This window comes from Pseudomonas sp. NEEL19 (assembly GCF_028751975.1).
Taxonomy (GTDB): domain Bacteria; phylum Pseudomonadota; class Gammaproteobacteria; order Pseudomonadales; family Pseudomonadaceae; genus Aquipseudomonas; species Aquipseudomonas juntendi.
In genome coordinates this window covers 1,359,524-1,386,336 of record NZ_CP081491.1, presented here as the reverse complement: position 1 = coordinate 1,386,336, position 26,813 = coordinate 1,359,524, and the positions used below count along the sequence as shown (strand labels likewise).

General features: G+C 62.9%; 27 protein-coding genes and 1 pseudogene. 17 read left to right on the top strand and 11 right to left on the bottom strand.

Annotated elements, in window-relative coordinates:
• Nucleotides 1-141: 141 nt before the first annotated feature.
• Complete coding sequence (locus K4A76_RS06295; protein WP_009682858.1) at nucleotides 142-1,002, bottom strand: glycine betaine ABC transporter substrate-binding protein; 861 nt, start codon at nucleotides 1,000-1,002, stop codon at nucleotides 142-144.
• Between the two features lie 197 nt (nucleotides 1,003-1,199).
• On the opposite strand from K4A76_RS06295, the gene K4A76_RS06290 reads away from it, so the two are divergent.
• Entirely contained in the window at nucleotides 1,200-2,765 is a 1,566-nt protein-coding gene (locus tag K4A76_RS06290) for a glycoside hydrolase family 17 protein (RefSeq protein WP_274411745.1), read from the top strand.
• A gap of 40 nt (nucleotides 2,766-2,805) precedes the next feature.
• Here K4A76_RS06290 and K4A76_RS06285 read toward each other — a convergent pair whose 3' ends face one another.
• Nucleotides 2,806-3,174, bottom strand: coding sequence for a hypothetical protein (locus K4A76_RS06285; RefSeq protein WP_274411744.1), 369 nt, complete (start codon nucleotides 3,172-3,174; stop codon nucleotides 2,806-2,808).
• Between the two features lie 190 nt (nucleotides 3,175-3,364).
• Between K4A76_RS06285 and K4A76_RS06280 the strand changes: the two genes are divergently transcribed.
• Together K4A76_RS06280 and K4A76_RS06275 are read left to right on the top strand one after the other, a co-directional pair.
• On the top strand, nucleotides 3,365-4,663 hold the full coding sequence (locus tag K4A76_RS06280; protein WP_054912170.1) for a serine/threonine protein kinase: 1,299 nt from the start codon (nucleotides 3,365-3,367) through the stop codon (nucleotides 4,661-4,663).
• Nucleotides 4,656-5,483 carry an MlaA family lipoprotein gene (locus K4A76_RS06275; protein WP_009682854.1) on the top strand — a complete coding sequence of 276 codons (828 nt, stop codon included), beginning with the start codon at nucleotides 4,656-4,658 and terminating at the stop codon, nucleotides 5,481-5,483. The genes K4A76_RS06280 and K4A76_RS06275 overlap by 8 nt, the downstream gene beginning before the upstream one ends.
• A 54-nt stretch (nucleotides 5,484-5,537) precedes the next feature.
• On the opposite strand, the gene K4A76_RS06270 is transcribed toward K4A76_RS06275, so the two are convergent.
• A complete protein-coding gene (locus K4A76_RS06270) occupies nucleotides 5,538-6,689 on the bottom strand; it encodes a patatin-like phospholipase family protein (protein ID WP_274411743.1) in 1,152 nt (383 codons plus the stop codon).
• Nucleotides 6,690-6,714: 25 nt separating this feature from the next.
• On the bottom strand, nucleotides 6,715-7,650 hold the full coding sequence (locus K4A76_RS06265; protein ID WP_274411742.1) for a lipid A biosynthesis lauroyl acyltransferase: 936 nt from the start codon (nucleotides 7,648-7,650) through the stop codon (nucleotides 6,715-6,717).
• Nucleotides 7,651-7,761: 111 nt separating this feature from the next.
• Between K4A76_RS06265 and minC the strand changes: the two genes are divergently transcribed.
• The 7 genes from minC (at nucleotide 7,762) to K4A76_RS06230 (ending at nucleotide 14,525) form a co-directional block, all read left to right on the top strand.
• Nucleotides 7,762-8,523, top strand: coding sequence for a septum site-determining protein MinC (minC, locus tag K4A76_RS06260; protein ID WP_009682850.1), 762 nt, complete (start codon nucleotides 7,762-7,764; stop codon nucleotides 8,521-8,523).
• A gap of 120 nt (nucleotides 8,524-8,643) precedes the next feature.
• Complete coding sequence (minD, locus tag K4A76_RS06255; protein WP_003252574.1) at nucleotides 8,644-9,456, top strand: septum site-determining protein MinD; 813 nt, start codon at nucleotides 8,644-8,646, stop codon at nucleotides 9,454-9,456.
• 3 nt (nucleotides 9,457-9,459) lie between these two features.
• Complete coding sequence (gene minE / locus K4A76_RS06250; RefSeq protein ID WP_009682849.1) at nucleotides 9,460-9,714, top strand: cell division topological specificity factor MinE; 255 nt, start codon at nucleotides 9,460-9,462, stop codon at nucleotides 9,712-9,714.
• Nucleotides 9,715-9,868: 154 nt separating this feature from the next.
• Entirely contained in the window at nucleotides 9,869-10,504 is a 636-nt protein-coding gene (locus K4A76_RS06245; protein WP_029885883.1) for an RluA family pseudouridine synthase, read from the top strand.
• A 145-nt stretch (nucleotides 10,505-10,649) separates the two neighbouring features.
• On the top strand, nucleotides 10,650-11,939 hold the full coding sequence (locus K4A76_RS06240) for a M18 family aminopeptidase (RefSeq protein WP_009682847.1): 1,290 nt from the start codon (nucleotides 10,650-10,652) through the stop codon (nucleotides 11,937-11,939).
• Nucleotides 11,940-12,159: 220 nt separating this feature from the next.
• Nucleotides 12,160-12,327 (top strand): hypothetical protein, encoded by a 168-nt coding sequence (locus tag K4A76_RS06235; protein ID WP_009686254.1) that lies wholly within the window; start codon nucleotides 12,160-12,162, stop codon nucleotides 12,325-12,327.
• Nucleotides 12,328-12,371: 44 nt separating this feature from the next.
• Nucleotides 12,372-14,525, top strand: a complete 2,154-nt coding sequence (locus tag K4A76_RS06230; protein WP_173887873.1) for a mechanosensitive ion channel family protein — start codon at nucleotides 12,372-12,374, stop codon at nucleotides 14,523-14,525.
• A 100-nt stretch (nucleotides 14,526-14,625) separates the two neighbouring features.
• Here K4A76_RS06230 and K4A76_RS06225 read toward each other — a convergent pair whose 3' ends face one another.
• Nucleotides 14,626-15,339 (bottom strand): UTRA domain-containing protein, encoded by a 714-nt coding sequence (locus tag K4A76_RS06225; protein ID WP_054912940.1) that lies wholly within the window; start codon nucleotides 15,337-15,339, stop codon nucleotides 14,626-14,628.
• 318 nt (nucleotides 15,340-15,657) lie between these two features.
• Here K4A76_RS06225 and K4A76_RS06220 point away from each other — a divergent pair, with 318 nt between their 5' ends.
• The 6 genes from K4A76_RS06220 to K4A76_RS06195 all read left to right on the top strand — a co-directional run bounded on the left by K4A76_RS06220 (nucleotide 15,658) and on the right by K4A76_RS06195 (nucleotide 20,916).
• On the top strand, nucleotides 15,658-16,722 hold the full coding sequence (locus tag K4A76_RS06220) for an ABC transporter substrate-binding protein (protein ID WP_274411741.1): 1,065 nt from the start codon (nucleotides 15,658-15,660) through the stop codon (nucleotides 16,720-16,722).
• Between the two features lie 117 nt (nucleotides 16,723-16,839).
• Complete coding sequence (locus tag K4A76_RS06215) at nucleotides 16,840-17,646, top strand: alkaline phosphatase family protein (RefSeq protein WP_009686249.1); 807 nt, start codon at nucleotides 16,840-16,842, stop codon at nucleotides 17,644-17,646.
• A complete protein-coding gene (locus K4A76_RS06210; protein ID WP_054881375.1) occupies nucleotides 17,625-18,473 on the top strand; it encodes an ABC transporter permease in 849 nt (282 codons plus the stop codon). Before K4A76_RS06215 ends, K4A76_RS06210 begins: the two co-directional genes overlap by 22 nt.
• The gene (locus K4A76_RS06205; RefSeq protein ID WP_274411740.1) at nucleotides 18,463-19,257 is read left to right on the top strand and encodes an ABC transporter permease; all 795 of its coding nucleotides are present in this window, start codon (nucleotides 18,463-18,465) and stop codon (nucleotides 19,255-19,257) included. Before K4A76_RS06210 ends, K4A76_RS06205 begins: the two co-directional genes overlap by 11 nt.
• A gap of 1 nt (nucleotide 19,258) precedes the next feature.
• Nucleotides 19,259-20,248, top strand: a complete 990-nt coding sequence (locus K4A76_RS06200; protein ID WP_274411739.1) for an ABC transporter ATP-binding protein — start codon at nucleotides 19,259-19,261, stop codon at nucleotides 20,246-20,248.
• A gap of 14 nt (nucleotides 20,249-20,262) precedes the next feature.
• Nucleotides 20,263-20,916 (top strand): HAD family hydrolase, encoded by a 654-nt coding sequence (locus tag K4A76_RS06195; protein ID WP_029885876.1) that lies wholly within the window; start codon nucleotides 20,263-20,265, stop codon nucleotides 20,914-20,916.
• 117 nt (nucleotides 20,917-21,033) lie between these two features.
• Here K4A76_RS06195 and K4A76_RS06190 read toward each other — a convergent pair whose 3' ends face one another.
• Entirely contained in the window at nucleotides 21,034-21,996 is a 963-nt protein-coding gene (locus tag K4A76_RS06190) for an NAD(P)H-quinone oxidoreductase (RefSeq protein WP_274411738.1), read from the bottom strand.
• A gap of 143 nt (nucleotides 21,997-22,139) precedes the next feature.
• Between K4A76_RS06190 and K4A76_RS06185 the strand changes: the two genes are divergently transcribed.
• A complete protein-coding gene (locus tag K4A76_RS06185; protein ID WP_165944151.1) occupies nucleotides 22,140-24,221 on the top strand; it encodes a carboxy terminal-processing peptidase in 2,082 nt (693 codons plus the stop codon).
• A 96-nt stretch (nucleotides 24,222-24,317) separates the two neighbouring features.
• Here K4A76_RS06185 and K4A76_RS06180 read toward each other — a convergent pair whose 3' ends face one another.
• The 5 genes and pseudogenes from K4A76_RS06180 to K4A76_RS06160 all read right to left on the bottom strand — a co-directional run bounded on the left by K4A76_RS06180 (nucleotide 24,318) and on the right by K4A76_RS06160 (nucleotide 26,606).
• A complete protein-coding gene (locus K4A76_RS06180; protein WP_009686241.1) occupies nucleotides 24,318-24,686 on the bottom strand; it encodes a hypothetical protein in 369 nt (122 codons plus the stop codon).
• Nucleotides 24,683-25,021, bottom strand: a complete 339-nt coding sequence (locus K4A76_RS06175; protein WP_054890369.1) for a helix-turn-helix domain-containing protein — start codon at nucleotides 25,019-25,021, stop codon at nucleotides 24,683-24,685. The genes K4A76_RS06180 and K4A76_RS06175 overlap by 4 nt, the downstream gene beginning before the upstream one ends.
• 282 nt (nucleotides 25,022-25,303) lie before the next feature.
• Nucleotides 25,304-25,921, bottom strand: a pseudogene (locus tag K4A76_RS23850) (Fic/DOC family protein).
• Nucleotides 25,918-26,088, bottom strand: a complete 171-nt coding sequence (locus K4A76_RS06165) for a YhfG family protein (protein ID WP_156326477.1) — start codon at nucleotides 26,086-26,088, stop codon at nucleotides 25,918-25,920. Before K4A76_RS06165 ends, K4A76_RS23850 begins: the two are co-directional and overlap by 4 nt.
• Nucleotides 26,089-26,165: 77 nt before the next feature.
• On the bottom strand, nucleotides 26,166-26,606 hold the full coding sequence (locus K4A76_RS06160; protein WP_029885873.1) for a YkvA family protein: 441 nt from the start codon (nucleotides 26,604-26,606) through the stop codon (nucleotides 26,166-26,168).
• Nucleotides 26,607-26,813: the final 207 nt, after the last annotated feature.

The following is a 26,813-nucleotide window of genomic DNA, read 5'->3' as shown; positions in this document are numbered from 1 at the left end:
TGTTTTACCGTTTGCGTAACAAAGTGCCGGGCCATTCGCGGGAAAACCCGCTGCCATAGGGGCCACCGCAAGGTTCAGCCTTGTGATAGCCCTGCGGCAGCGGGTTTACCCGCGAAGCAACAAAACCGGCCCTTCAGGTTGTTACTTGCCAGTCCACTCCTTCACCCGGTCCGGGTGCTTGGCCACCCAGTCCTTGGCCGCCGCTTCAGGCTTGGCGCCTTCCTGGATGGCCAGCATCACTTCGCCAATCTCGTCTTTGGACTGCCAGCTGAATTTCTTCAGGAACTCGGCCACTTCCGGTGCCTTGGTCGCGAGTTCTTTGCTGCCGATGCTGTTTACGGTTTCCGACGCGCCATAAACGCCTTTCGGGTCTTCCAGGAACTTCAGCTTCCACTTGGCGAACATCCAGTGCGGCACCCAGCCGGTCACTGCAATCGACTGCTGCTTGGCGTAGGCGCGGCCCAGTTCGGCCGTCATCGCGGCGCCCGAGCTGGCTTGCAGCTTGTAGCCGGTCAGGTCGTAGTCCTTGATGGCCTGTTCGGTCTTGATCATCACGCCCGAGCCTGCATCGATGCCGACGATCTTCTGCTTGAAGCTGTTGTCGGTCTTAAGGTCGGCGATGCTGGTGGCCTTGACGTACTCAGGCACGATCAAGCCGATCTTGGCATCTTTGAAGTTGGCGCCGTAGTCAACCACGTTATCCTTGTTCTTGGCCCAGTACTCGCCATGGGTCACCGGCAACCAGGCCGACAACATGGCATCGAGCTTGCCGGTCGCCACACCCTGCCACATGATCCCGGTGGCAACGGCCTGCAACTTCACATCGTAGCCGAGCTTCTGCTTGATTACTTCGGCCGCCACGTTGGTGGTTGCCACGCTGTCGGCCCAGCCGTCCACGTAGCCAATGCTCACTTCCTTGGCCATTGCCTGTGCTGCGCTCAATCCCAGTACCAGGGCGGTGCCCACGCCCAGGAAACGTCGCATTTTTTTCAAAGTCGCCATCAAAGCATCCCCTCGTCAGGTCTTGGAGATTCCATCATCTGCCTGCAACCCCGGGCGACCTGATCCAGCTGCGACCTGTACCTGCCCCATATGCGACAGCACTGTGCCATTAGCGCCATATGCCCACCACGACCTGCGCGATCCTTGCATGCCAAAGCTTTGGCGCCGGGCTACTATCTATCCCTTTGTGCCTGACGATGGACCGCCTGATGCCCCGTTCTGCCCGCGCGCTGCTGCCGTTGTACCTGTTTGCCTGCCTGTTCGCCCTGCTGGGGCTGGGAGCGCTCTGGTACGGGCTTGGCAAGCCGCTGCAACTGCCCGATGCCGCGAGCCCTGCACACAAGCTGCAATGTGCCTCGTACACACCGTTCGACAAGGACCAGTCGCCCTACGACCAACCGTTTCGGCTGCGCCCGCAGCGCATGGATGCCGACCTGGCCTTGTTGGCCGAACGCTTTCAGTGCATTCGCACCTATTCCATGACCGGTCTTGAAGCAATACCGGCGCTGGCGCGCAAGCACGGCCTGAAGGTGATGCTGGGGGCCTGGGTCAATGCGCACGCCGCCGACACCGAGCGGGAAATCAACCTGCTGATCACCGCCGCCAACGCCAACCCCGACGTGGTCAGCGCAGTGATCGTCGGCAACGAAACCCTGCTGCGCAAGGAGGTGACCGGTGCACACCTGGCCACGCTGATCGCCCGGGTGAAAAGCCAGGTGCACGTGCCGGTGACCTACGCCGATGTCTGGGAATTCTGGTTACAGCACCCGCAGGTGGCACCGGCAGTGGACTTCCTCACCATTCACCTGTTGCCCTACTGGGAGGACGACCCGCAGGGCATCGACCAGGCCTTGGCCCATGTCGCCGATGTACGCCGGGTGTTCGGTACGCGCTTTGCGCCCAAGGACGTCCTGATTGGTGAAACCGGCTGGCCCAGCGAAGGCCGCCAGCGCGAGACGGCAGTGCCCAGCCGGGTCAATGAAGCGCGCTTCATTCGTGGTTTTGTGAGCATGGCAGAGGCCAATGGCTGGCACTACAACCTGATCGAGGCGTTCGACCAGCCGTGGAAGCGTGCCAACGAAGGTGCGGTGGGCGGGTACTGGGGGTTGTACGATGCCGACCGGCAGGACAAGGGCGTGCTGGAAGGGCCGGTGAGCAACCTGCACTACTGGCCGCAGTGGTTGCTGGGCAGCGCCGCGCTGATGCTGGTCATGCTGGTGCTGGCAGGGCGCCCCGCCACCCTGCGGGCGGCGTTGCTGTTACCGCTGCTGGCTGCGCTGGGGGCGGGTTGCCTGGGCCTGTGGGGCGAGCTGGTGCGCACCCATGCGCGCTTCGCCGGGGAATGGGTGTGGGCGCTGGCGCTGGTCGCACTGAACCTGTTGGTGCTGGCCCATGCCGTGTTGGCCCAGGCGCAGCGCGCCGGTTGGCGCGAGCGGCTGTTCGCCGGGTTGCAGGCCCGCGCCGGCTGGCTGTTGCTGGCAGCAGGCTTCGCTGCGGCGGTGAGCATGCTGGCGCTGGTGTTCGACCCGCGCTACCGCAGCTTTCCCACTGCAGCGCTGGCGTTGCCGGCGCTGGTGTACGCGCTGTGGCCGGTGCGCGCGCCGCGGGCGGAGGTGGCATTGCTGGCGTTTATCGTGGGTGCCGGGGTGGCGCCACAGCTGTTTGTCGAAGGGCTGCAGAACCGCCAGGCCTGGGGGTGGGCGGTGGTGAGCGTGGTAATGACAGTGGCGCTGTGGCGCAGCTTGCGGCTGCGCGCGGTGTGATGGCGGCCGCGGCGCACCTTTAATGCGGCGGTTGGCCTGGTCAGGCCCGCTGCTGCGAGCGGACCAACCGCAAGCCCGCCAGCACCAGCGCAAACACCGCAATGCTGGCGGTATACAGCACCAGCGCCGGCACCGCGAACACCAGGGCCAGGAAGGCCAGCCACCTGCCTGCACGGCCTGCGACCACCTGCGCCAACAGGGCCAGGCCCAACCCGCCCCAGGCCAGCACCTGGTGGTGAATGCCCAGCCCCAGCAACGACCGGACCTCGCACTGCCAGTACGCCGCCGGTAATGTGCACAGGCCGACCCACTGGCCGTCTTCCATCAGCCCGTAACGCACCGCATAACTGGCTGCGAGCCACAGCCCGATGAACAGCATGACCATGGCTGCCGTCAAGGCACGAGACATCCTGTTTACCCTACAGTCACTATCGAAGAAAACGATGATCACCCATCGCCCGTGATAAGGCAAAATCGTCGGCCTGCAGCTATGTTGCAGATAACAAGAACACCAAAGGCCACTACGCCAGGCAACTTTGTTCAGCCCGCAGTGGTCCTAGCCTGCATACGCTTGACCTTGCGTTCTTTTGGGGGATTACATGCTTCGTACTTTGCGCCTCGCTGCCTTGCTCGGTGGCCTGCTCATGGCTGTGGCCGCTTCAGCGCGCGATATCGACGCCGCCAGCTATGGCTACCCCTTGACCAACCCGTTCGAGGCCACCATCGCCACTACGCCGCCGGAGCAGCGCCCGACCCTGCCCAGCGATGAAGACATCGACCAGTCCGACTACAGCCTGAACCTGCGCCCGGAGCGCGAGTTCATCCTGCCCGACAACTTCTGGGCGGTGAAAAAGCTCAAGTACCGCCTGGCCCGCCAGGACCACGCGGCGCCGCTGATCTTCATCATCGCCGGCACCGGGGCCGCCTACACCAGCACCATCAACGAATACCTGAAGAAGCTGTTCTATCAGGCCGGTTTCCACGTGGTGCAGCTGTCGTCGCCTACCAGCTACGACTTCATAAGCGCCGCCTCGCGCTTTGCCACCCCGGGCATCACCCAGGAAGACGCCGAAGACCTGTACCGGGTCATGCAGGCCGTGCGGGCCCAGCACCCGCGCTTGCCGGTCAGCGAGTTCTACCTGACCGGCTACAGCCTGGGGGCCCTCGACGCGGCGTTCGTCAGCCACCTGGACGAAACCCGCCGCAGCTTCAACTTCAAGCGCGTGTTGCTGCTCAACCCACCGGTCAACCTGTACACCTCGATCAACAACCTCGACAAGCTGGTGCAAACACAGGTCAAGGGCATCGACCGCAGCACCACCTTCTACGAGTTGATGCTGCAAAAGCTCACCCGCTACTTCCAGGACAAGGGTTACATCGACCTCAACGATGCCCTGTTGTACGACTTCCAGCAGTCGAAACAACATTTGTCCAACGAACAGATGGCCATGTTGATCGGCACCTCGTTCCGCTTCTCAGCGGCCGACATTGCCTTTACCTCCGACCTGATCAACCGTCGCGGCCTGATCATTCCGCCGAAGTACCCGATCACCGAAGGCAGCAGCCTCACGCCGTTCTTCAAACGTGCCCTGCAGTGTGACTTCGACTGCTACATGACCGAGCAGGTAATCCCCATGTGGCGTGCACGCACCGACGGCAACAGCATCCTGCAACTGATCAACCAGGTCAGCTTGTACGCGCTGGCAGACTACCTGCACAGCAGCGACAAGATCGCGGTGATGCACAACGCCGACGACGTCATCCTCGGCCCGGGCGACATCGGCTTCCTGCGCAAGGTCTTTGGTGACCGGCTGACCCTCTACCCCCATGGCGGCCATTGCGGCAACCTCAACTACCGCGTCAACAGCGACGCCATGCTGGAGTTCTTCCGTGGTTAACAAACTCCTCTTCGCCACTGCCCTGCTAGCCGCCGGCCACACCCTGGCCGCCGAAACCGCACCGCGGGCCAGCGTGGTCGAGGCCGACCCGCAGGTGGTTGGCACAGCGCCACTGGTGCCCGAGTCCGACGGTTTTCTCGACCCGCTGCGCGAGCTGAAATTCAACCCCGGCCTGGACCAGCGCGAGTTCGAGCGCTCCACGTTGGAGGCGCTGAACGTGTACGACCCGCTGGAGTCGGTCAACCGGCGCATCTACCACTTCAACTACCGCCTCGACCAGTGGGTGCTGCTGCCGTTGGTGAACGGCTACCAGTACGTTACGCCAAGCTTCGTCCGCACCGGGGTCAGCAACTTCTTCAATAACCTGGGCGATGTGCCTAACCTGTTCAACAGCGTGCTGCAGCTCAAGGCCAAGCGCTCGGCCGAGATCACCGCGCGGCTGATGTTCAACACCATCATTGGCGTAGGCGGGCTGTGGGACCCGGCGACCAGCATGGGCCTGCCACGGCAGAGCGAAGACTTTGGCCAGACGCTGGGCTTCTACGGGGTACCCGAAGGGCCGTACCTGATGCTGCCGCTGCTGGGCCCGTCGAACCTGCGCGATACCACCGGCCTGGCAGTGGACTACGCCGGCGAGCAGAGCATCAACTACCTCAACGTGGCCGACGCCAGCAAGGACCACCCTGAGATCTTCGCCTTGCGCGTGGTGGACAAGCGCTACAACACCAAATTCCGCTATGGCCAGCTCAACTCGCCGTTCGAGTATGAAAAAGTGCGCTACGTGTATACCCAATCGCGCAAGCTGCAGATAGCCGACTAACCCGGCCCGGCCCTTTGGCGGCGGTGCAATGCCGCGAAAGGGCCGGCACAGGCGTTATCCGATACCCAGGAACTGGCGCAGCTCGCGCTTTTTGGCCAAGGCGTCGCGGCGCCCCAACTCGATCAGCTCACTGCAATAACCGGCTTCGAACAGCAGATAGCTCAACACCCCCGCCCCACTGGTACGGGTTGCCCCCGGCCCGCGCAGGAACAGGCGCAGCGCCGCCGGCAGGTCGCGGCGGTGGCGCGCGGCAATCTCGTCCAGCGGCTGGCTGGGCGCAACCACCAGCACTTCGATCGGTGCCAGGCCCAGGCGGCGTGCGTCCAGGTGCGCCGGCAACAGCCGGCCCAGGTGGTTGAGCCGCTGCAGCAGTTCGATGTCATCTTCCAGGCTGTCGATGAAGGTGCTGTTGAGCAGGTGCCCGCCGATCTGCGCCAGGCTTGGCTGCTGCCCGCTGAACACCCGCTGGGGCGGCAAGGGTGGCGCAGGCCGCTGCGGGTTGCCGCTGACGCCGACCACCAGCACCCGGCTGGCGCCCAGATGCAGGGCCGGGCTTATCGGCGCCGACTGCCGCACCGCACCATCACCGTAATACTCGTCACCCAGCTGCACCGGCGCGAACAGCAGCGGGATCGCCGCACTGGCCAGCAGGTGGTCGATGCCCAGCGGCGTGGGCACGCCAATGCGGCGGTGGCGCAACCAGGCCTCGATCGAGCCTCGGCCCTGGTAGAAGGTCACTGCCTGGCCGGACTCGTAACCGAAGGCGGTTACCGCTACCGCGCGCAGTTGCTCGGCGGCCAAGGCCTGGCCAATGCCATCCAGGTTCAGCTGCGCCTCCAGCAAGGTGCGCAGCGGCCGGCTGTCGAGCAACGCCACGGGCGCCTGGCCGCCCAGCCCAAGCAGGTTGTGGCCGACAAACCGGCTGGCCTGGCGCACCACCCCAGGCCAGTCACTGCGGATCACCAGGTGGCTGGAAATGTTCTGCCAGAAGTGCGTCAGCCGTTGCACGGCGCTGTTGAACTGGCCGGCACCGCTGGCCAGGGTCACGGCGTTGATGGCCCCTGCCGAAGTGCCGACGATTACCGGGAACGGGTTGGCTGCGCTGGCCGGCAACAGCTCGGCGATGCCGGCCAGTACGCCGACCTGATAGGCGGCGCGGGCGCCACCGCCAGACAGGATAAGGCCGGTTACCGCAGGTGGGGCCATGGCGTGCTTCCCGACGACACAGGGTTCAACGCTTTTTCTTGTCATACAGCCGCTCAGCCCCTTCAGGCCGCGACTTGAACCGGCGATGCGCCCACAGGTACTGCTCGGGGCATTCGCGCAGCACGCTTTCGACCCACTGGTTGATGCGCAGGCAATCGGCCTCTTCGCTTTCCCCGGGGAAGTCCGCCAGCGGTGGGTGGATCACCAGCCGGTAGCCGCTGCCATCGGCCAGGCGTTTCTGGGTGAACGGAATGACCTGCGCCTTGCCCAGCCGGGCAAACTTGGTGGTGGCCGTGACCGTTGCGGCGGGTATGCCGAACAGCGGCACGAACAGGCTCTGCTTGGTGCCGTAGTCCTGGTCCGGCGCGTACCAGATCGCCCGGCCCGAACGCAGCAGCTTGAGCATGCCACGCACATCCTCGCGTTCCACCGCCAGCGAATCGAGGTTGTGGCGCTCGCGGCCGCTGCGCTGGATGAAATCGAACAGCGCGTTACCATGCTCGCGGTACATGCCGTCGATGGTGTGCTGCTGGCCCAGCAGCGCCGCGCCGATTTCCAGGGTGGTGAAGTGCACCGCCATCAGGATGGCCCCCTGCCCCGCCTGCTGCGCGGCTTGCAGGTGCTCCAGGCCCTCGACATGGGCCAGGCGTGCCAGCCGCGCCTTGGGCCACCACCAGCTCATGGCCATTTCGAAGAAGGCGATGCCGGTGGACGCGAAGTTGGCCTTCAGCAACCGCTGCCGTTCGTCGACTGACAGCTCCGGAAAGCACAGCTCCAGGTTGCGCGCAGCAATGCGCCGGCGCTCGCCGGCAAAGTGGTACATCACCGCGCCCAGCGCGGCACCGATTTTCAACAGCGCCCGGTACGGCAACTGGACTACCAGCCACAGCAGGCCCAGGCCCAGCCACAGGCCCCAGAACTTTGGGTGAAGGTAATAGCGACGAAAACGCGGGCGTTCCATTGAAGCATCCGGAAAGACAAAGGCTGCGCATTCTACAACGGATCAGCGCATGTTGCGGGCAACCGGTGTTCTCGTTATAAGTCAGGGCACTTTTTCCGCAACAAGCCGTCTATGCAGACCATGAGCCCAAACCACACACCCGACACCGCTTCCGTGTTCCAGCTCAAGGGCAGCATGCTTGCCATCACCGTACTGGAACTGGCGCGCAATGACCTTGAAGCCCTGGACCGCCAGCTGGCGGCCAAAGTCGCCCAGGCGCCGAACTTCTTCAGTAACACGCCGCTGGTGCTGGCGCTGGACAAGCTGCCTGCCGATGAAGGGGCAATCGACCTGCCCGGCTTGATGCGGATCTGCCGCCACCATGGCCTGCGCACGCTGGCCATTCGTGCCAGCCGCATCGAGGACATCGCCGCCGCCATCGCCATCGACCTGCCCGTGCTGCCGCCGTCCGGCGCCCGTGAGCGGCCGCTGGAGCCCGAACCCGAAGCGGTGAAAAAACCTGAACCCGCCCCGGTACCGCCCCCCGCCCCGGAGCCGGAGGTACGCCCGACCCGCATCATCACTTCGCCCGTACGCGGCGGCCAGCAGATCTACGCCCAAGGTGGCGATCTGATAGTAACGGCTTCGGTCAGCCCGGGTGCGGAACTTCTGGCCGATGGCAACATCCATGTGTACGGCGCCATGCGCGGCCGCGCCCTGGCCGGCATCAAAGGCAATACCAAGGCACGTATCTTCTGCCAGCAGATGACCGCCGAAATGGTCTCAATCGCTGGCCAGTACAAGGTCTGCGAAGACCTGCGCCGCGACCCGCTGTGGGGCACCGGCGTGCAAGTCAGCCTGTCTGGTGACGTGTTGAACATCACCCGTCTTTAACGGATACTTGCCAGCATTTTTAGTGCAACTTTTTTTACAGTTGCCTTTTATTTGAGCTATTAAAGCTATTTCAGTTTTTTGCAGGGACAAGTGTCCCGACTATTTTAGGGGTGAAACACCTTGGCCAAGATTCTCGTGGTTACTTCCGGCAAGGGGGGTGTGGGCAAGACCACCACCAGCGCCGCCATTGGTACCGGCCTCGCACTGCGCGGCCACAAGACCGTCATCGTCGACTTCGACGTGGGCCTGCGTAACCTCGACCTGATCATGGGCTGCGAACGCCGCGTGGTGTACGACTTCGTCAACGTGGTCAACGGCGAAGCCAACCTGCAGCAGGCCCTGATCAAGGACAAGCGCCTCGAGAACCTGTACGTGCTGGCCGCCAGCCAGACCCGTGACAAGGACGCGCTGACCCAGGAAGGCGTGGAAAAGGTACTGATGGACCTGAAAAAGGACTTCGAGTACGTGATCTGCGACTCGCCGGCCGGTATCGAGAAAGGCGCGCACCTGGCGATGTATTTCGCCGACGAAGCGATTGTCGTGACCAACCCTGAAGTGTCGTCGGTACGTGACTCGGACCGCATGCTGGGTATCCTGTCGAGCAAATCGCGCCGTTCCGAGAACGGCGAAGAGCCGATCAAGGAGCACCTGCTGATCACCCGCTACCATCCCGAGCGCGTGGTGAAGGGCGAAATGCTCAGCGTGGCCGACGTCGAAGAAATCCTGTCGATCAAACTCAAAGGCGTCATCCCGGAGTCTCAGGCTGTGCTCAAGGCTTCCAACCAGGGTATCCCGGTCATCCTCGATGACCAGAGCGACGCTGGCCAGGCCTACAGCGATGCAGTCGACCGCCTGTTGGGCAAAGAGAAGCCAATGCGCTTCATCGATGTACAGAAGAAAGGATTCTTCGAGCGCATTTTCGGGAGCAAATAAACCATGAACCTTTTTGACTTCTTTCGTGGCAGACAGAAACAGACCAGCGCGTCGGTGGCGAAAGAGCGTCTACAGATCATCGTGGCGCACGAGCGCGGCCAGCGCAGCGAGCCGGACTACCTGCCGGAGCTGCAGAAAGAACTGCTGGAAGTGATCCGCAAGTATGTGAACATCGGCAATGACGACGTGCATATCGAGCTGGAGAACCAGGGCAGCTGCTCCATTCTGGAGCTGAACATCACCTTGCCAGATCGCTGATAAAGCGACCTGCCTGACCATTGGGGCTGCGTTGCAGCCCATCGCCGGCAAGCCAGCTGCCACAGGGTCCGCGTGTTACCTGTGGGGCTGGCTTGCCGGTGATGGGCCGCAAGGCGGCCCCATTGGTTTTCCCCGATATGACTGAGACCAAGCAATGCCGCTGTCGAACATCCAGATCCTGCACGAAGACGCCGCCATCCTGGTGATCAACAAGCCGACGCTGCTGCTGTCGGTGCCTGGCCGCGCCGACGACAACAAGGACTGCCTGATTACCCGCCTGCAGGAAAACGGCTACCCCGACGCCCTGATCGTGCACCGCCTGGACTGGGAAACGTCGGGCATCATCCTGCTGGCCCGCGATGCCGACAGCCACCGCGAGCTGTCGCGCCAGTTCCACGACCGTGAAACCGAAAAAGCCTACACCGCGTTGTGCTGGGGGCAGCCGGCGCTGGACAGCGGCAGCATCGACCTGCCGCTGCGCTACGACCCGCCGACCAAGCCCCGCCACGTGGTGGACCATGAGCAAGGCAAGCATGCCCTCACCTTCTGGCGCATCGTCGAGCGCTGTGGCGACCACTGCCGGGTGGAGCTGACCCCGATCACCGGGCGTTCACACCAGTTGCGCGTGCACATGCTGTCGATCGGGCACCCGTTGCTGGGCGACCGCCTGTATGCCAACCCCCAGGCATTGGCGGCGCATGAGCGGTTGTGCCTGCACGCCTCGATGCTGAGCTTCACCCACCCGGTTTCCGGGCAACGGCTGAAGTTCGAGTGCCCTGCACCTTTTTGAGCTGCAAGCTGCAAGCTGCAAGAAAAAGCAAAGACCGATCGCGTGGAAGCTTGCTCCGCGGACTGCCTTTGCTTGAAGCTTGTAGCTTATGGCTTGTAGCTTATGGCTTGAAGCTTATAGCTTGAAGCTCGAATTGGAGTGAGTTATGCGCGATGCACTGAATTCTGGCCTTATCGACTTTCTCAAGGCCTCCCCCACGCCCTTCCATGCCACCGCCAGCCTGGCCCAACGCCTGGAGGCAGCCGGTTACCAGCGCCTGGACGAGCGTGATAGCTGGGCCACGGTGCCGGGCGGGCGCTACTACGTTACCCGCAACGATTCATCGATCATCGCCATCAAGTTGGGCAAGCAAGCCCCGCTACACCACGGTATCCGCATGGTCGGCGCGCATACCGACAGCCCTTGCCTGCGGGTCAAGCCGCAGCCCGAGCTGCAGCGCCAGGGCTTTTTGCAACTGGGTGTGGAAGTGTATGGCGGCGCCCTGCTGGCGCCGTGGTTCGACCGCGACCTGTCGCTGGCCGGGCGGGTCACCTACCGCCGTGATGGCAAGGTCGAAAGCCAACTGATCGACTTCAAACTGCCCATTGCCATCATCCCCAACCTGGCCATCCACCTGAACCGCACCGCCAATGAGGGCTGGGCGATCAACCCGCAGAACGAACTGCCGCCGATCCTGGCCCAGGTGGCCGGTGACGAACGCATCGACTTCCGCGCCCTGCTCACCGAGCAACTGGCCCGTGAACACGAGCTGATCGCCGACGTGGTGCTGGACTACGAACTGAGCTTCTACGACACCCAGCAGGCCGCCTTGGTCGGCCTGAACGGCGACTTCATCGCCGCTGCCCGCCTGGATAACCTGCTGTCGTGCTACGCCGGCCTGCAGGCACTGCTGGCCGCCGACAGCGACGAAACCTGCGTGCTGGTGTGCACCGACCATGAAGAGGTCGGTAGCTGCTCGGCCTGCGGCGCCGATGGCCCGATGCTGGAGCAGACCCTGCAACGCCTGCTGCCCGATGGCGACACCTACGTGCGCACCATCCAGCGTTCGCTGATGGTATCGGCCGACAACGCCCACGGCGTGCACCCCAACTATGCCGACAAGCACGACGGCAACCATGGGCCCAAACTCAACGCCGGGCCGGTGATCAAGGTGAACAACAACCAGCGTTACGCCACCAACAGCGAAACCGCTGGGTTCTTCCGCCACCTGTGCATGGCCGAAGAAGTGCCCGTGCAGAGCTTCGTGGTACGCAGCGACATGGGCTGTGGCTCGACCATCGGGCCGATCACGGCCAGCCACCTGGGTGTGCGCACCGTGGATATCGGTTTGCCGACCTTTGCCATGCACTCGATTCGCGAGCTGTGTGGTAGCCATGACCTGGCGCACCTGGTGAAGGTGCTGACAGCGTTCTACCGGTGCCGCGAGCTGCCTTGAGGTAGGCAGGTCTGGCCCTATCGCCGGCAAGCCAGCTCCCACAGGTCCCCACAATACCTGGGTCTGCGGGGTTGCCTGTAGCCCACAATGCCAGGGCCTGCAGGGGACCTGTGGGAGCTGGCTTGCCGGCGATAGGGCCTGGCCTGCTCAAGGTCAATCCCGCTTCGCTTGCCACCCGCTATGCTTGTTACATGGCCCCACTGCAAAAGGATTGCTGTCCATGTCCCCGTTTTTGTCCCTGTTCGTGCCGGTTTTCCTGTTCCTGCTGTTGCTGACCGTTGGCTTCAGCATGCGCGAACGCAGTATCGGTGTGCTGATGATGTGGATCGGCACCTTGGGCATCTTTGGCCTTACCTGCTGGAAGATCCTCGAGAAACTGCCGACATAAACCTCTACACTCGGGCAATCGTTTGACCTGAGGTAGATTTGCCAGTGCCTGCCCTTCTGCGTTTCCTGTTCCTACTGTTCTTGCTGTTCATCACCCCGGTGCAGGCAGCGGGCCTGCCCAGCCTGCTGGGCAGCAGCGCGCCCGCGCAGCCGGAGGCCACCGAGCCACTGGGCAAGTCGCTGGACGAGGTGATCAAGAACCTCGAGAACGACCAGCAACGGGCCAAGCTGCTGGCCGACCTGAAAAAACTGCGCGATGCCACCCGGCAAACTCAGCCCAGTGTCGAGCAAGGTGTGCTCGGCCTGATCGGCGGTGCGCTGAGTGACTTCGAAAAACAGTTCAGCGGCGATGCCAGCCCGTTCCACCGCTGGGCGGCGGAAATCGAACAGGCCCAGGTCGAGCTGACCGAGCTGATGGTGCCGGTGCACCAGTGGCCGGCCATCCTGTTCGGCTTTGCCGCGGTGATTGCCGTGTGGAGCCTGCTGGCCTACTTCTTCAACTGGGTCGGCCACCGCATACGCCTGCGGTTTGGCCTGAGTGAAGAACTGCCGCAACACCCACGCACCTGGGACCTGGTGCGCTTTGCCTTGCGCAAGCTGGGCCCCTGGCTGGTGGCGCTGGTGTTCACCGTGTACCTGAGCTTCGTGCTGCCGCCGTCACTGGGCAAATCGCTGGCCATGGTGCTGGCCTACGCGCTGGTGGTGGGCACCTGCTTCTCGGCGGTGTGCGTCATCGCCTTTTCGCTGCTCGACGGCCCGCACCGTCACCGCGCCCTGCATATCCTGCGGCACCAGGCGTTCCGGCCGCTGTGGCTGATCGGCAGCTTCGCCGCCTTTGGCGAGGCCATGAGCGACCCGCGCCTGCTGGTGGCGTTGGGTACCCACCTGGCGCATGCGCTGGCAACCCTGGCCAATGTGATTGCCGCCCTGTGTACCGGGCTGTTCATCCTGCGCTTCCGCCGGCCGATCGCCCACCTGATCCGCAACCAGCCGCTGTCCCGGCGCCTGACCCGGCGCACGCTCAGCGACACCATCGAGATCCTGGGCAGCTTCTGGTTCATTCCCGCACTGATCCTGGTGGCGATTTCACTGTTCGCCACCTTCGTTTCTGCCGGTGACACCAGCACCGCGCTGCGCCAGTCGCTGATGTGCACGGTGCTGGTGGTGGTGTGCATGGTGCTCAATGGCCTGGTGCGGCGGCATGCAGCCAACCCCAAACGGGCGGCCAAGCGCCAGGCGGTGTATGCCGAGCGCCTGCGCAACTTTGGCTACCTGCTGGTGCACATCCTCATCTGGCTGCTGTTCATCGAGCTGGGCCTGCGCGTGTGGGGCCTGTCGATGATCACCTTCGCCGAGGGCGACGGTCACGACATCAGCGTGCGCCTGCTGGGGCTGGCCGGCACGCTGATCGTCGCCTGGCTGGTGTGGATCCTGGCCGACACCGCCGTACACCATGCCTTGGTACGTTCGCGCCGGGGGCTGGCCAATGCCCGCGCGCAAACCATGATGCCGTTGATCCGCAACGTGATGTTCGTGGTCATCTTCATCATTGCCGTGATCGTGGCCCTGGCCAACATGGGCATGAACGTCACCCCGCTGCTGGCCGGTGCCGGCGTGATCGGCCTGGCCATCGGCTTTGGCGCGCAGTCGCTGGTGGCCGACCTGATCACCGGGCTGTTCATCATCATCGAAGACTCGCTGGCCATCGACGACTACGTGGATGTCGGCGGCCACCTGGGCACCGTCGAGGGGCTGACCATTCGCACCGTGCGCCTGCGCGATATCGACGGCATCGTGCACACCATTCCGTTCAGCGAAATCAAGAGCATCAAGAACTACTCGCGGGAGTTCGGCTACGCGATCTTCCGGGTGGCGATCCCGCACAGCATGAACATCGACCAGGCCATCACGCTGATTCGCGAAGTCGGGCAAAAACTGCGCAACGACCCACTGATGCGCCGTAATATCTGGTCGCCGCTGGAGCTGCAGGGCGTGGAAAGCTTCGAGTCGGGTTCGGCGGTGTTGCGGGCACGGTTCAAGACCGCGCCGATCAAGCAATGGGAAGTGTCGCGGGCGTTCAACCTGGCGCTGAAGCGGCAGCTGGACGAGGCCGGGCTGGATCTGGCGACGCCACGGTTGTCGGTACAGGTGGTGACCGCCGGGGGTGGCGGGATGGCGGAAACCGGTTCCTCCAGTTAGCGCCTCTTCGCGGGCTTGCCCGCTCCCACAGGGTAATCACAGTGTTCAAGGCCTGTGCAGTACCTGTAGGAGCGGGCAAGCCCGCGAAGCAGCCAACACCCTAGCCCGCCTGGGCACGAATACGAATGGCATCATGCCGCCAATACTCCAGGTCACAGTCGATCAGGTGCCCATACTGGTCACTGTTGACCCGGGTAATGTGCAGCCCCGGGCTCCCCGCCGATACTTTCAACGCCCCCGCCGCTTCGACTGGCAATGCCGTTGGCAGGATCTCGAAACACACCTGCCCATACTCGATGCCATACACCCGCCCATAAATCTCGGTCAGCGACTGCGCCAGGTCGTGCTCGAGGATGTCCGGAAAATACCGGGGGTCGAGGTAGTGCTCGGCATACAACACTGCCCGCCCATCAATGCGCCGCAACCGGCAGATGCGCACCACACTGGACAACGCCGGCAACTGCAGGCGCGCACAGATGGCTGCCGGGGCTGGCTGCAGCCGCGCCGACAGCAGCTCGGTGCTGGCCACGCGCCCTTGGGCGCGCACCATGGCATGGAAGTGGCTGCGTTCGATCAGGTCGTAGGTCAGGCGCTGCGGCGCCACAAACCAGCCGCGCCGCTCTTCGCGGTAGATCAGGCCCTGGGCTTCCAGCTGCACCAGCGCTTCACGCAGGGTAATGCGCGTGGTACCGAACAGCTCGCTCAGCCGGCGCTCGGCCGGCAACTTGCCGCCCGGCTCCAGCAAGCCGTGCTCGATCTGCTCCTGCAGGGCATGGCAGATGGCTGTTACCGCACGCGGGGGCGTCGACTGCATCAAAAGGTTACCTATCTGGACTAGTCCAGCCCCACAAAGGGGCCTGTGAAGATTAGTGCAGCCTAGGCAGGGCTGATGAATATCCTGTGACAAGCGCCTGCCGCGACTCTTGCCAGAAACGCGCCAAGGCCGCCCGACCGGTTGAATTCCGTGGTCTACGCTTTAGTCGCAGGGGCCTTGCCGGTGTTTCCCTACATCAAATTGTCACGCAAGCGGCCTACCTTGGCTCAAGGTTTGCTGACCTAGACCAACGGTCACCAGACAACCCCTTCACTCCTAACAACGATCGCTACAGGCACCCATACCAAGGAGCTTCGGATGAAAAAGTTGTTCATGGCGTCACTGCTCGGTTCGGCCATTACCCTGTGCACCTCGGCGCTGGCCGCCGGCCCTGACCTCAAGGCCCTGGAAGACGCCGCCCGCAAGGAAGGCACCATCAACAGCGTGGGCATGCCCGATGCCTGGGCCAACTGGAAAGGCACCTGGGAAGACCTGGCCAGCAAATATGGCCTCAAGCACAGCGACACCGACATGAGCTCGGCGCAGGAGCTGGCCAAGTTCGAGGCCGAGAAAGACAACGCCAGCGCCGATATCGGTGACGTGGGCGCCGCCTTCGGCCCGATTGCAGTGGCCAAGGGTGTCAGCCAGCCGTACAAGCCCAGCACCTGGGACCAGGTGCCGGCATGGGCCAAGGATGAAGACGGCCACTGGGCACTGGCCTATACCGGCACCATCGCCTTCATCATCAACAAGGATCTGGTCAAGGAAGGCGAACGCCCGAAAACCTGGCACGACCTGGAGAAAGGCAAGTACAAGGTCGCTATCGGTGACGTCGGTACCGCTGCCCAGGCGGCCAACGGCGTGCTGGCCGCGGCCATCGCCTACAGAGGCAGTGAAAGCAACATCGAACCCGGCCTGCAACTGTTCACCAAGCTGGCGCAGCAGAAGCGCCTGTCCCTGGCGAACCCGACCATCCAAACCCTTGAAAAGGGTGAAGTTGAAGTGGGCGTGGTATGGGACTTCAACGGCCTGAGCTACCGCGAGCAGATCGACCCCAAGCGTTTTGAAGTGCTGATCCCGGCCGACGGCTCGGTGATTTCCGGCTACACCACGGTGATCAACAAATACGCCAAGCACCCCAATGCTGCCAAGCTGACGCGTGAATACATCTTCAGCGACGCCGGGCAGATCAACCTGGCCAAGGGGCACGCACGGCCGATCCGGGCCGAGCACATGAAGCTGCCGGAAGACGTGCAGGCCAAACTGCTGCCCAATGAGCAATACAAAGCTGCGCAGCCGATCAAGAATGCCGAAGCCTGGGAAACGACCTCGAAGAAGCTGCCGCAAATGTGGCAGGAGCAGGTGATCATCGAGATGGAATGAAGAAGCTTCAAGTTTCAAGCTGCAAGCTACAAGTGGAAGCCAGTTAGCGCCATGCCGGCTTCTTCTTGCAGCTTGCAACTTTCAGCTAGAACCGCCTGCAGCTCATTGGGAGCCACCATGCAACACAACGTCATCCTGGTCTTGCTCGACGGCCTCAACTACCAGGTCGCCCACCATGCCATGGGCCACCTGCACGCTTATGTCGAGGCCGACCGCGCCGCGCTGTACCGCGTGGAATGCGAATTGCCATCGCTGTCACGGCCGTTGTACGAGTGCATCCTCACCGGCGTAGCGCCCATCGACAGCGGTATCGTGCACAACGGCGTCAACCGCCTGTCCAACCAACGCAGCGTGTTCCACTACGCGCGCGAGGCCAACCTGGGCACGGCGGCAGCGGCCTATCACTGGATGAGCGAGCTGTATAACCGCTCGCCTTTCGATCCGCAGCGCGACCGCCATACCCACGCCCCGAAGCTGCCGATCCAGCACGGGCTGTTCTATTGGGACGACCGTTACCCCGACTCCCACCTGCTGGCCGACGGCGAGTACCTGCGCCGGCGGCACGCCCCGAACTTTCTGCTGTTGCACCCCATGAGCATCGATGATGTCGGCCACCACCATGGCCTGGACAGCAGCCAGTACCGCAATGCCGCGCGCAGCGTGGACATCCTGCTGGCCGACTACCTGCCAGGCTGGCTCGAAGAGGGCTACCAGGTACTGGTCACTGCCGACCACGGCATGAACAACGACCGCTCGCACAATGGCTTGCTCACCGAGGAACGCGAAGTGCCGCTGTTCGTCTTTGGCGAAGCCTTCAGCCTTGACCCGGCCGCCAAGCCACAGCAGACCGAGCTATGCGGCACCATCTGCGAGCTGCTGGGCGTGGCGCACGACAAAACGGTATGCAGGGAGTTGCTCAAGTGAACCGCAGCCGCTACCTGGCCTTGCTGTGCCTACTGCCGTTCGCGGTGTTCTTCGTCATCTTTCAGATCGCCCCACTGGCCTGGGTGGCGATCAACAGCTTGCAGTCGGAAGCCGGCTGGGGCCTGGCCAACTTCAGCAAGGTGTTCACCTCTAAGTTCTACCTGCAGGCGTTGCAACGCAGCCTGGAGATCAGCTTCTGGTCGAGCCTGTTCGGTATCGTCATCGCTACCCTCGGTGCCTATTCGCTGCGCCAGGTAGACTCGAGGCTGCGCGACTTCGTCAGCGCTTTCGCCAACATGACCAGCAACTTCGCCGGGGTGCCGCTGGCCTTTGCCTTCATCATCCTGCTCGGTTTCAACGGCGCCCTGACCCTGCTGCTGAAGCAGATCGGCCTGCTGGAAGACTTCAGCATCTATTCCAGAAACGGCCTGATCCTGGTGTACACCTACTTCCAGATCCCGCTGGGCGTGCTGCTGCTGTACCCGGCATTCGACGCGCTGCGCGAAGACTGGCGTGAATCGGCAGCACTGCTGGGCGCCAGCCACTGGCAGTTCTGGCGGCACATCGGCCTGCCGGTGCTGACCCCGGCCCTGCTGGGCACCTTCGTCATCCTGCTGGCCAATGCCCTTGGCGCGTACGCCACCGTGTACGCGCTGACCACTGGCAACTTCAACGTACTGCCGATCCGCATCGCTGGCCTGGTGGCCGGTGACATCAGCCTCGACCCCAACCTGGCCAGCGCGCTGGCAATGGTTCTGGTAGGGCTGATGACGCTGGTCACGGTGGTGCACCAATGGCTACTGAAACGGAGCTACCATGCGCGCTGAAACCCGTGCCGGCGGCTGGTACCACCGCGCCGTGGTCTACCTGCTGTTCCTGATTCTGCTGTTGCCCCTGGCCGGCACCCTGCTCTACTCGCTGGCCACCAGTTGGTCGGCCAGCCTGCTGCCCAGCGGCCTGACGTTCAAGTGGTACATCGCGTTGTGGAGCGAACCCCGCTTCCTGGCGGCGTTCGGCCAGTCGCTGCTGGTCTGCGTGGGGGCGCTGCTGCTGTCGGTGGTACTGATCCTGCCCCTGTTGTTCGTGGTCCACTACCACTTCCCCAGGCTGGACGGGCTGATGAACATCCTGATCCTGCTGCCCTTCGCGGTACCGCCGGTGGTGTCGTCGGTAGGGCTGCTGCAGCTGTACGGCAGCGGGCCGATGGCCATGGTCGGCACGCCGTGGATCCTGATCGGCTGCTACTTCACCATCGCCCTGCCGTTCATGTACCGGGCGATCACCAACAACCTGCAGGCCATTCACCTGCACGACCTGATGGACGCAGCCCAGCTGCTGGGCGCCAGCGCCTGGCAAGCCGCACTACTGGTGGTGCTGCCTAACCTGCGCAAGGGCCTGATGGTGGCGCTGCTGCTGTCGTTCTCGTTCCTGTTCGGGGAGTTCGTGTTCGCCAACCTGCTGGTCGGCACCCGCTACGAGACCCTGCAGGTGTACCTGAACAACATGCGCAACAGCAGCGGCCACTTCAACAGCGCGCTGGTGATTTCCTACTTCGCCTTCGTGCTGGTACTGACCTGGGTTGCCAACCGCCTGAACAAGGACAAGACCTGACATGAGCTTCGTCAGCGTACAGCAATTGCACAAGAGCTATGCCGGCAACCCGGTTTTCGAGAACATCGACTGCCACATCGAGCGCGGCGAATTCGTCACCCTGCTCGGCCCCTCCGGGTGCGGCAAGTCCACGCTGCTGCGTTGCATCGCCGGGCTCACCCCGGTGGACCGCGGGCAGATCCTGCTGGACGGCCACGACATCGTGCCGCTGAGCCCGCAGCAACGCGGCATCGGCATGGTGTTCCAGAGTTACGCGCTGTTCCCCAACATGACTGTGGAGCAGAACGTTGCCTTTGGCCTGCGCATGCAGAAGGTCAAGGCCGAGGAAAGCCAGCGGCGCGTGCGCGAGGCACTGGACCTGGTCGAGCTGGGCACCTTTGCCGGGCGCTACCCGCACCAGTTGTCGGGCGGCCAGTGCCAGCGCGTGGCCTTGGCCCGCTCGCTGGTCACCCGGCCACGCCTGCTGCTGCTCGACGAGCCGCTGTCGGCACTGGATGCACGTATCCGCAAGCACCTGCGCGAGCAAATTCGCGCGATCCAGCGCGAACTGGGGCTGACGACCATCTTCGTCACCCACGACCAGGAAGAGGCGCTGACCATGTCCGACCGTATCTTCCTGATGAACCAGGGGCGCATTGTGCAAAGCGGCGATGCCGAAACCCTTTACACTGCGCCGGTGGACCTGTTTGCCGCAGGCTTTATCGGCAACTACAACCTGCTTGACGCCGACAGCGCCAGCCGCCTGCTGCAACGCCCGATAGCCTGCCGCCTGGCGATCCGCCCGGAATCCATCACCTTGGGCCTGGCGGGTGAGCGCGACGCCGAGGTACGCAGCCATAGCCTGCTGGGCAACGTGATCCGCTACCGCGTTCAAGTGCGTGGCGTGGAACTGGTGGTCGACGTACTCAACCGCTCACCGGCCGACCTGCATGAAGACGGGCAACGGGTGAGCCTGTCGATCGACCCCACGGCGCTACGCGAAGTGGCCTAAGGAGATGCAACACGATGGCATTGGCAATTTTCGATCTGGACGAAACCCTGATCCACGGCGACTGCGCGTCGCTGTGGAGTGAACAGATGGCCCGGTTGGGCTGGGTCGATGGCAAGGAATTCCTGCGCCGCGACCATGAGCTGATGGAAGCGTACGGCAAAGGCCACCTGCAGATGGAGGACTACATGGCCTTCAGCCTGGAGCCGATAGCCGGGCGCACCCTGGAGGAAGTCGAGCATTTGGTGGAGCCGTGGGTTGAAGAGGTGATCGAACCGATCATCTACGGCGACGCCTGCCGCTGCATTGCCGAGCACCGCAAGCGCGGCGATCGCATTCTGATCATTTCCGCTTCGGGCACGCACCTGGTGGGGCCGATTGCGGCGCGCCTGGGCGTGGACGAATACCTGGCGATCGAGCTGGAGGCGGTGAACGGGGTGTATACCGGCAACACCCATGGGGTACTGACCTACCGCGAGGGCAAGATTACCCGGCTGCTGGAATGGCTGGACCAGGAGCAGGAGAACCTGGAGGGGGCGAGCTTCTATTCCGATTCGAGGAATGACCTGCCGTTGTTGTTGAAGGTGGATCACCCGTATGCGGTGAACCCGGATGGGGTGTTGCGCGAGCACGCCGAGAAGAATGGCTGGCCTGTCTTGAGTTGGACTTGAGGGCCATAGGGGCGCTTTGCGCCCCGTTCGCGACACAAGGCCGCGCCTACAGGCAAATGCAACCTCCTGTAGGAGCGGCCTTGTGTCGCGATGGGCTGCTCAGCAGCCCCGGCAACCTCAAGCCAGGCTCGGGTCGACCACCATCACCAACTTGCCCGACACCTGGTTGGTCTCCAGCTCGGCATACGCCGCCTGGGCGAACTCCACAGGGTAGGTATCGACCAGCTGCGGCGACAGGCGCCCTTCGCTGAACAGCGGCCACACCTGCTGCTGCAACTCGCGCAGCAGCTCGGCCTTGAAGCTGTCATCACGGTTGCGCAGGGTAGAACCGGTGATCCCCAGGCGCTTGCCCAGTACCTGTGCCAGGTCCAGCTCGAACGTGCGGCCGCCCATCAGGCCGATGATCACCCAGCGCCCGTCACGGGCCAGCAGTTTGAGGTTGAGTTCACCATAGCTGGCCCCCACCGGGTCGAGAATCACGTCGAACGGGCCCAGCCCTTCCAGCGCGTCGAGGTTCTGGTTACGCACCACGCCACCTGCTGCGCCCAAGGCCTGGCAATAGGCCAGGCGGTCCGCCGAGCCGACGCTGACCCAGACCGGGCTGCCAAACGCCTTGCACAGCTGAATGGCCGCCGAGCCGACGCCGCTGGCACCGGCGTGCACCAGGACCTTCTCGCCCGCCTTCAGCGCACCAAGCTGGAAGATGTTCAGCCAGGCAGTGGCGTACACCTCCGGCAGTGCAGCGGCTTCATGCAGGCCAAGGCCTTCGGGCACCGGCAGTACGTGGCGGGCGTCGACCACCACTTCCTCGGCCATGGCACCGCTGGCCAGCAGCGCGCAGACCCGATCACCCACGCGCCAGGCTGCGCCAGCGCCCACTTCTTCGACCACCCCGGAGCACTCCAGCCCCATGTACGGGCTGGCACCTGGCGGCGGTGGGTACAAACCTTTCATCTGCAGCAAATCGGCGCGGTTCAACCCCGCCGCAGCCACGCGGATGCGCACTTGGCCCGCGTCACAGGTCGGGCGTTCGGCCTCGACCCAGGTCACATGTCCGTCAACGCCTTGCAATGCCTTCACAGTGCCTCCATAGTTGAATCATATGACCGAGCCTGGGATCGTTGTGCCCAGGCTTTTTGCAGTATGCGCCCGGCTCTTCTGGAACCGGCGAACGGAAAAGACGGCCTACTATGCGTGATCAATTGCCCCCACGTCGAATCAGCATGAAGCATTTCCTCCCTAGCACCGCCCTGGCCATGATGATCGGCCTGGGCAGCCTCGCGCTCGGCGGCAATGCAGCGGCCGCCAACAAATGGGACAGCCTGCAACCCGACCGCGACGAGATCGTCGCCAGCCTCAATGTGGTGGAGTTGCTCAAGCGCCACCATTACAGCAAGCCGCCACTGGATGACGCCCGTTCGGTCATCATCTATGACAGCTACATCAAGCTGCTGGACCCGGCGCGCAGCTACTTCACCGCGGCCGATATCGCCGAATTCGACAAGTGGAAAACGCAATTCGACGATTTCCTCAAAAGCGGCAACCTCGACCCGGGCTTCACCATCTACAAGCGCTACCTCGACCGCGTCAAGCAACGCCTGGACTTCGCCCTGGCCGAGCTGAACAAGGGCGTGGACAAAATGGACTTCACCACCAAGGAAACCTTGCTGATCGACCGCAAGGACGCGCCATGGCTGAAGGACCAGGCTGCGCTTGACGACCTGTGGCGCAAACGCGTGAAAGACGAAGTGCTGCGCCAGAAAATCGCCGGCAAAGAGCCCAAGCAGATCCAGGAAACCCTGACCAAGCGCTACAAGAACCAGCTGGCGCGCCTGGACCAGACCCGTGCCGAAGATATCTTCCAGGCCTACATCAACACCTTCGCCCAGTCCTACGACCCGCACACCAACTACCTGTCGCCAGACAACGCGGAAAACTTCGACATCAACATGAGCCTGTCGCTGGAAGGTATTGGCGCAGTGCTGCAAAGCGACAACGACCAGGTCAAGATCGTACGCCTGGTGCCGGCCGGCCCGGCAGCCAAGACCAAGCAGGTGGCACCGGCAGACAAGATCATCGGTGTCGCCCAGGGCAACAAGGAAATGGTCGACGTGGTCGGCTGGCGCCTGGATGAAGTGGTCAAGCTGATCCGCGGCCCGAAAGGCTCGGTGGTGCGCCTGGAAGTCATCCCGGCCAGCAACGCACCGAGCGACCAGACCAGCAAGATCGTGTCGATCACCCGCGAGGCGGTGAAGCTGGAAGAGCAGGCGGCGAAAAAGTCGGTGCTCAAGCTCAAGCAAGACGGGCGTGACTACAAGCTGGGCATCATCGAGATCCCGGCCTTCTACCTGGACTTCAAGGCCTACCGCGCCGGCGACCCGGAGTACAAGAGCACCACGCGTGACGTGAAGAAACTGCTCACCGAGCTGCAGAAAGAGAAAGTCGACGGCGTGGTCATCGACCTGCGCAACAACGGCGGCGGCTCGTTGCAGGAAGCCACCGAACTGACCAGCCTGTTCATCGAGAAAGGCCCGACGGTGCTGGTGCGCAACAGCGATGGCCGGGTCGACGTGCTGGAAGACGAAAACCCGGGTGCCTTCTACAAAGGGCCGCTGGCGCTGCTGGTCAACCGCCTCTCGGCATCGGCCTCGGAGATTTTCGCCGGTGCCATGCAGGACTACCACCGCGCGCTGATCATTGGCGGCCAGACCTTCGGCAAAGGTACCGTGCAGACCATCCAGCCGCTCAACCATGGCGAGCTGAAGCTGACACTGGCGAAGTTCTACCGGGTATCCGGGCAGAGCACCCAGCATCAGGGCGTACTGCCGGACATCGACTACCCATCGATCATCGACACCAAGGAAATCGGCGAAAGCGCCCTGCCCGAGGCCATGCCGTGGGACACCATCCGCCCGGTGGTCAAGCCCGCTGCCGACCCGTTCAAACCGTTCCTGGCGCAGCTCAAGGCCCAGCATGAGGCACGTAGCGACAAGGATGCGGAGTTCACCTACATCCGCGACCGCCTGGCCCTGACCCAGAAGCTGATGAACGAGAAAACCGTCAGCCTCAACGAGCAGGACCGCCGTGCCCGCCACGACGAGATCGAGGCGAAACAACTGGCGCTGGAAAACACCCGCCGCAAGGCCAAGGGTGAAGAACCGCTCAAAGAGCTGAAGAAAGAGGACGAAGACGCGCTGCCGGCCGAGGATGAAAACACCAAGCCGGAAGACGACGCCTACCTGGCAGAAACCGGTCGCATCCTGATCGACTACCTCAGCGCCAGCAGCAAAGTGGCCAAGAAGTAAGGCCGCTGGCTGTCGCGACACAACAAGGGCCGGGCATGCAAATGCCCGGCCCTTTCATTTCATGCCTGCCTGGATAAAACCTGGTGCAGCTGGCGATCAGGCGCTTTCGGGGTAGCTGTATTCGAACACCCGCACCACTTCGGAAGCATGCCACGACGCGGCCTCCATACCGTCGATCGGGCCGGAGAAGCGCCCCAGGCGCTCTACGCATTCGAAAAAGCCGGTACGCGGCAAGCGGCTGGCGCCCTGGCTGATGACCAACGAACTGCGTAGCGGTTGCTCGGCACGCGCGTCCAGCACCGCCAGGTATTCCAGCGCAGCGGTGAGTGTCTGCATGGCCGGGCTGGGCAATTGCAAGCGCTCGATCAGCGCTCGGTAAGTCAGCAAGTGACGTTGACGGCGGGCCAGGTCAAGCTCGCCCAGCAGGTTGTCCCAATGCTGACGGCTGATCCTGACCTGGCTCATGATGGCTCGCTCCAGCCCGCGACCCCCAGGTGCCAGGCCAGGGCACGGCGGATGGCGGCATCCGGGTGGCGTTCGCCTGATTCGATCATGGCCAGGTAGGCCGGGCTGACCCCAACATTACGCGCCAGTTGTTCAGGCGCAATGCCCTTGGCCTGGCGGATCTGTGCAACTTCACTGAACGCCGGCAGCGCGGCAACGGCTGCGGCGGGAGCCGGCTCGCTGGCAGCGGCCTCGGCAGGTGCCTGCCCTGCAGCCTGCAGCAGCGCCTGGTACTGCTCCCAGGGAACCACGGCGTACTCGGGCTGACCGTCGCGGCTGATGACCTGAATACCCATTACAAACCCCTTCAACAAGGATTACAGCATGCAATCCATACGGCCTATCTGGGGGAGCCGGCATAGGCGTTGCAATACAGCGCGGCAACCCTGCCCTCTCATCCAACCGGATGACAGCCAATAGCGAACGGCAATCGGGCTGCTCCCCTTCTGTTATATCTCATTGTAAGAGATTTCCAGCAGGCGTGCTTGAGAGCGGGTATCGACAGACGAGGTCGGCCTGTCAATGAATGTCACCGCCAGCTTGCACTCACTGATGCACACAGAATCAGAGAACAAGTATCAAGGTGGACCGTTGGCTTCCCTGATCGGAGCGCCGATACATTGATTGAAGACGAGCTCCAAAGCCTGGTCATTGCCTTGAAAAGACTCGATATTCGCCGCTACCCACTGCTCCTGGTCAACCCTTCCCCAGGTAATCTCGAAACCAGCGTTCACGACTAGCCATTCAAACAGAACACGTTGAGCCCGACCATTACCTTCACGGAAGGGATGAGCGACATTCAATGTTCCATACGATTGAGCAACCGAAACCACGAGCGAATCACGAGAGTAGCCTTCAAACCAGCCCGCCCGCGCCATTCTGGAAAATTCTTTCGCTACCTCTGGCTCGATACGGTCCGGTACACAGAAGTGGCTATGGCCCTTGCTGATCTATACGGATCGAGTTTCTCCAGCCCAACTGTAGATACTGGAAAACAGACAGCGGTGAATTCGTTTTAATGTACCTAGATCGTATGGAGGCTCTTCGAACTCCAGTTGCGATGCCGCTACCTGGGTGAGGTAACGCTCAGCATCCGCCAGATCCGCTGCATTGCGCAGGTTGAGAAGGTTCTTCAGGACGTCCGTGTCAGGGTAGCAATCAGGGTCTTGATAAACCCCATACTTGTCGACACTCAAGCCTTGAGTTGCCGCACAGCTTCCCGTGCAGCAGCACGGGCAGGCAACTTCGCCTTGCCTTCGTCTGGCGGCACGATAAAGCCTTCAAGGCGCAGGCTGCTGTCGAAATTCGCAGTGCGATGCTTGGCGAACCACGCTTTTTTGGCGTGCAGGCTTAGCTTATCCATGGACGAGTCTCGAATGTCTGTAGGTGTCATTGTAGCCGACAGACTCCAAGCCAGGCCAGCTACTCAAAAGTTCGGTTTTACCGGGTATTACGCTCCAGGCGCAGTGCTTCCGGTGTCGCGGGCAGCCGCTCGACCACGCGTAGCCGCTCGGGTGCCTGGCTGTCGCGCCAGGCCCTGAAGCGGGCCAGTTCGTCGGCCACGGTTTTCAGTACCCAGCCCAGCACTGCGATGTCGTCGAGGAACCCGACGCCCAGCAACCAGTCGGGGATAGCGTCGATGGGGCTGACGAAATACAGCAGGCCAGCGACGATGGTCACCAGCGCCTTGGGGCTGATGGCGCGGTACTCGCCGCGCCACCAGGCCAGGCACAGCGACTGCAGCAATTTCACGTCGTCACGCAACTGGCCAAGGCGTGGGCCTTTGCGCGCCACGGCGAACAGCAAGGCCGGCAACCGGCCGCGGCTGAGCAGGCGCTCGGCCAAGGGCAGGAAACGGGCGAAATTCCAGGGTGCGCTCATGGAACCTCCGAGAGGGAAAAGGTTATCCACATTTATTGTGGATAACCTTGTGAACAGGCCACAGTTTCTGACCCTGGGTGCCTGCCAGGCAAGGGCCCCGGTCAGATCGGGCGTTTTTTACACAGTCGTTACAGGCTGTTGCTACCAGCGCCGCGAGCGACTTGCGTCAGAAGCGTCCTACTTCTTCACGCTGCATTTCCTCGGACA

Excerpts from the sequence above, each read along its gene's own strand:
- K4A76_RS06295 (WP_009682858.1), bottom strand. The coding sequence starts at position 1,002 with ATGGCGACTTTGAAAAAAATGCGACGTTTCCTGGGCGTGGGCACCGCC.
- K4A76_RS06290 (WP_274411745.1), top strand. The coding sequence starts at position 1,200 with ATGGACCGCCTGATGCCCCGTTCTGCCCGCGCGCTGCTGCCGTTGTAC.
- K4A76_RS06285 (WP_274411744.1), bottom strand. The coding sequence starts at position 3,174 with ATGTCTCGTGCCTTGACGGCAGCCATGGTCATGCTGTTCATCGGGCTG.
- K4A76_RS06280 (WP_054912170.1), top strand. The coding sequence starts at position 3,365 with ATGCTTCGTACTTTGCGCCTCGCTGCCTTGCTCGGTGGCCTGCTCATG.
- K4A76_RS06270 (WP_274411743.1), bottom strand. The coding sequence starts at position 6,689 with ATGGCCCCACCTGCGGTAACCGGCCTTATCCTGTCTGGCGGTGGCGCC.
- K4A76_RS06265 (WP_274411742.1), bottom strand. The coding sequence starts at position 7,650 with ATGGAACGCCCGCGTTTTCGTCGCTATTACCTTCACCCAAAGTTCTGG.
- minC (WP_009682850.1), top strand. The coding sequence starts at position 7,762 with ATGCAGACCATGAGCCCAAACCACACACCCGACACCGCTTCCGTGTTC.
- minE (WP_009682849.1), top strand. The coding sequence starts at position 9,460 with ATGAACCTTTTTGACTTCTTTCGTGGCAGACAGAAACAGACCAGCGCG.
- K4A76_RS06245 (WP_029885883.1), top strand. The coding sequence starts at position 9,869 with ATGCCGCTGTCGAACATCCAGATCCTGCACGAAGACGCCGCCATCCTG.
- K4A76_RS06240 (WP_009682847.1), top strand. The coding sequence starts at position 10,650 with ATGCGCGATGCACTGAATTCTGGCCTTATCGACTTTCTCAAGGCCTCC.
- K4A76_RS06235 (WP_009686254.1), top strand. The coding sequence starts at position 12,160 with ATGTCCCCGTTTTTGTCCCTGTTCGTGCCGGTTTTCCTGTTCCTGCTG.
- K4A76_RS06225 (WP_054912940.1), bottom strand. The coding sequence starts at position 15,339 with ATGCAGTCGACGCCCCCGCGTGCGGTAACAGCCATCTGCCATGCCCTG.
- K4A76_RS06220 (WP_274411741.1), top strand. The coding sequence starts at position 15,658 with ATGAAAAAGTTGTTCATGGCGTCACTGCTCGGTTCGGCCATTACCCTG.
- K4A76_RS06215 (WP_009686249.1), top strand. The coding sequence starts at position 16,840 with ATGCAACACAACGTCATCCTGGTCTTGCTCGACGGCCTCAACTACCAG.
- K4A76_RS06210 (WP_054881375.1), top strand. The coding sequence starts at position 17,625 with ATGCAGGGAGTTGCTCAAGTGAACCGCAGCCGCTACCTGGCCTTGCTG.
- K4A76_RS06205 (WP_274411740.1), top strand. The coding sequence starts at position 18,463 with ATGCGCGCTGAAACCCGTGCCGGCGGCTGGTACCACCGCGCCGTGGTC.
- K4A76_RS06200 (WP_274411739.1), top strand. The coding sequence starts at position 19,259 with ATGAGCTTCGTCAGCGTACAGCAATTGCACAAGAGCTATGCCGGCAAC.
- K4A76_RS06195 (WP_029885876.1), top strand. The coding sequence starts at position 20,263 with ATGGCATTGGCAATTTTCGATCTGGACGAAACCCTGATCCACGGCGAC.
- K4A76_RS06185 (WP_165944151.1), top strand. The coding sequence starts at position 22,140 with ATGAAGCATTTCCTCCCTAGCACCGCCCTGGCCATGATGATCGGCCTG.
- K4A76_RS06180 (WP_009686241.1), bottom strand. The coding sequence starts at position 24,686 with ATGAGCCAGGTCAGGATCAGCCGTCAGCATTGGGACAACCTGCTGGGC.
- K4A76_RS06175 (WP_054890369.1), bottom strand. The coding sequence starts at position 25,021 with ATGGGTATTCAGGTCATCAGCCGCGACGGTCAGCCCGAGTACGCCGTG.
- K4A76_RS06165 (WP_156326477.1), bottom strand. The coding sequence starts at position 26,088 with ATGGATAAGCTAAGCCTGCACGCCAAAAAAGCGTGGTTCGCCAAGCAT.
- K4A76_RS06160 (WP_029885873.1), bottom strand. The coding sequence starts at position 26,606 with ATGAGCGCACCCTGGAATTTCGCCCGTTTCCTGCCCTTGGCCGAGCGC.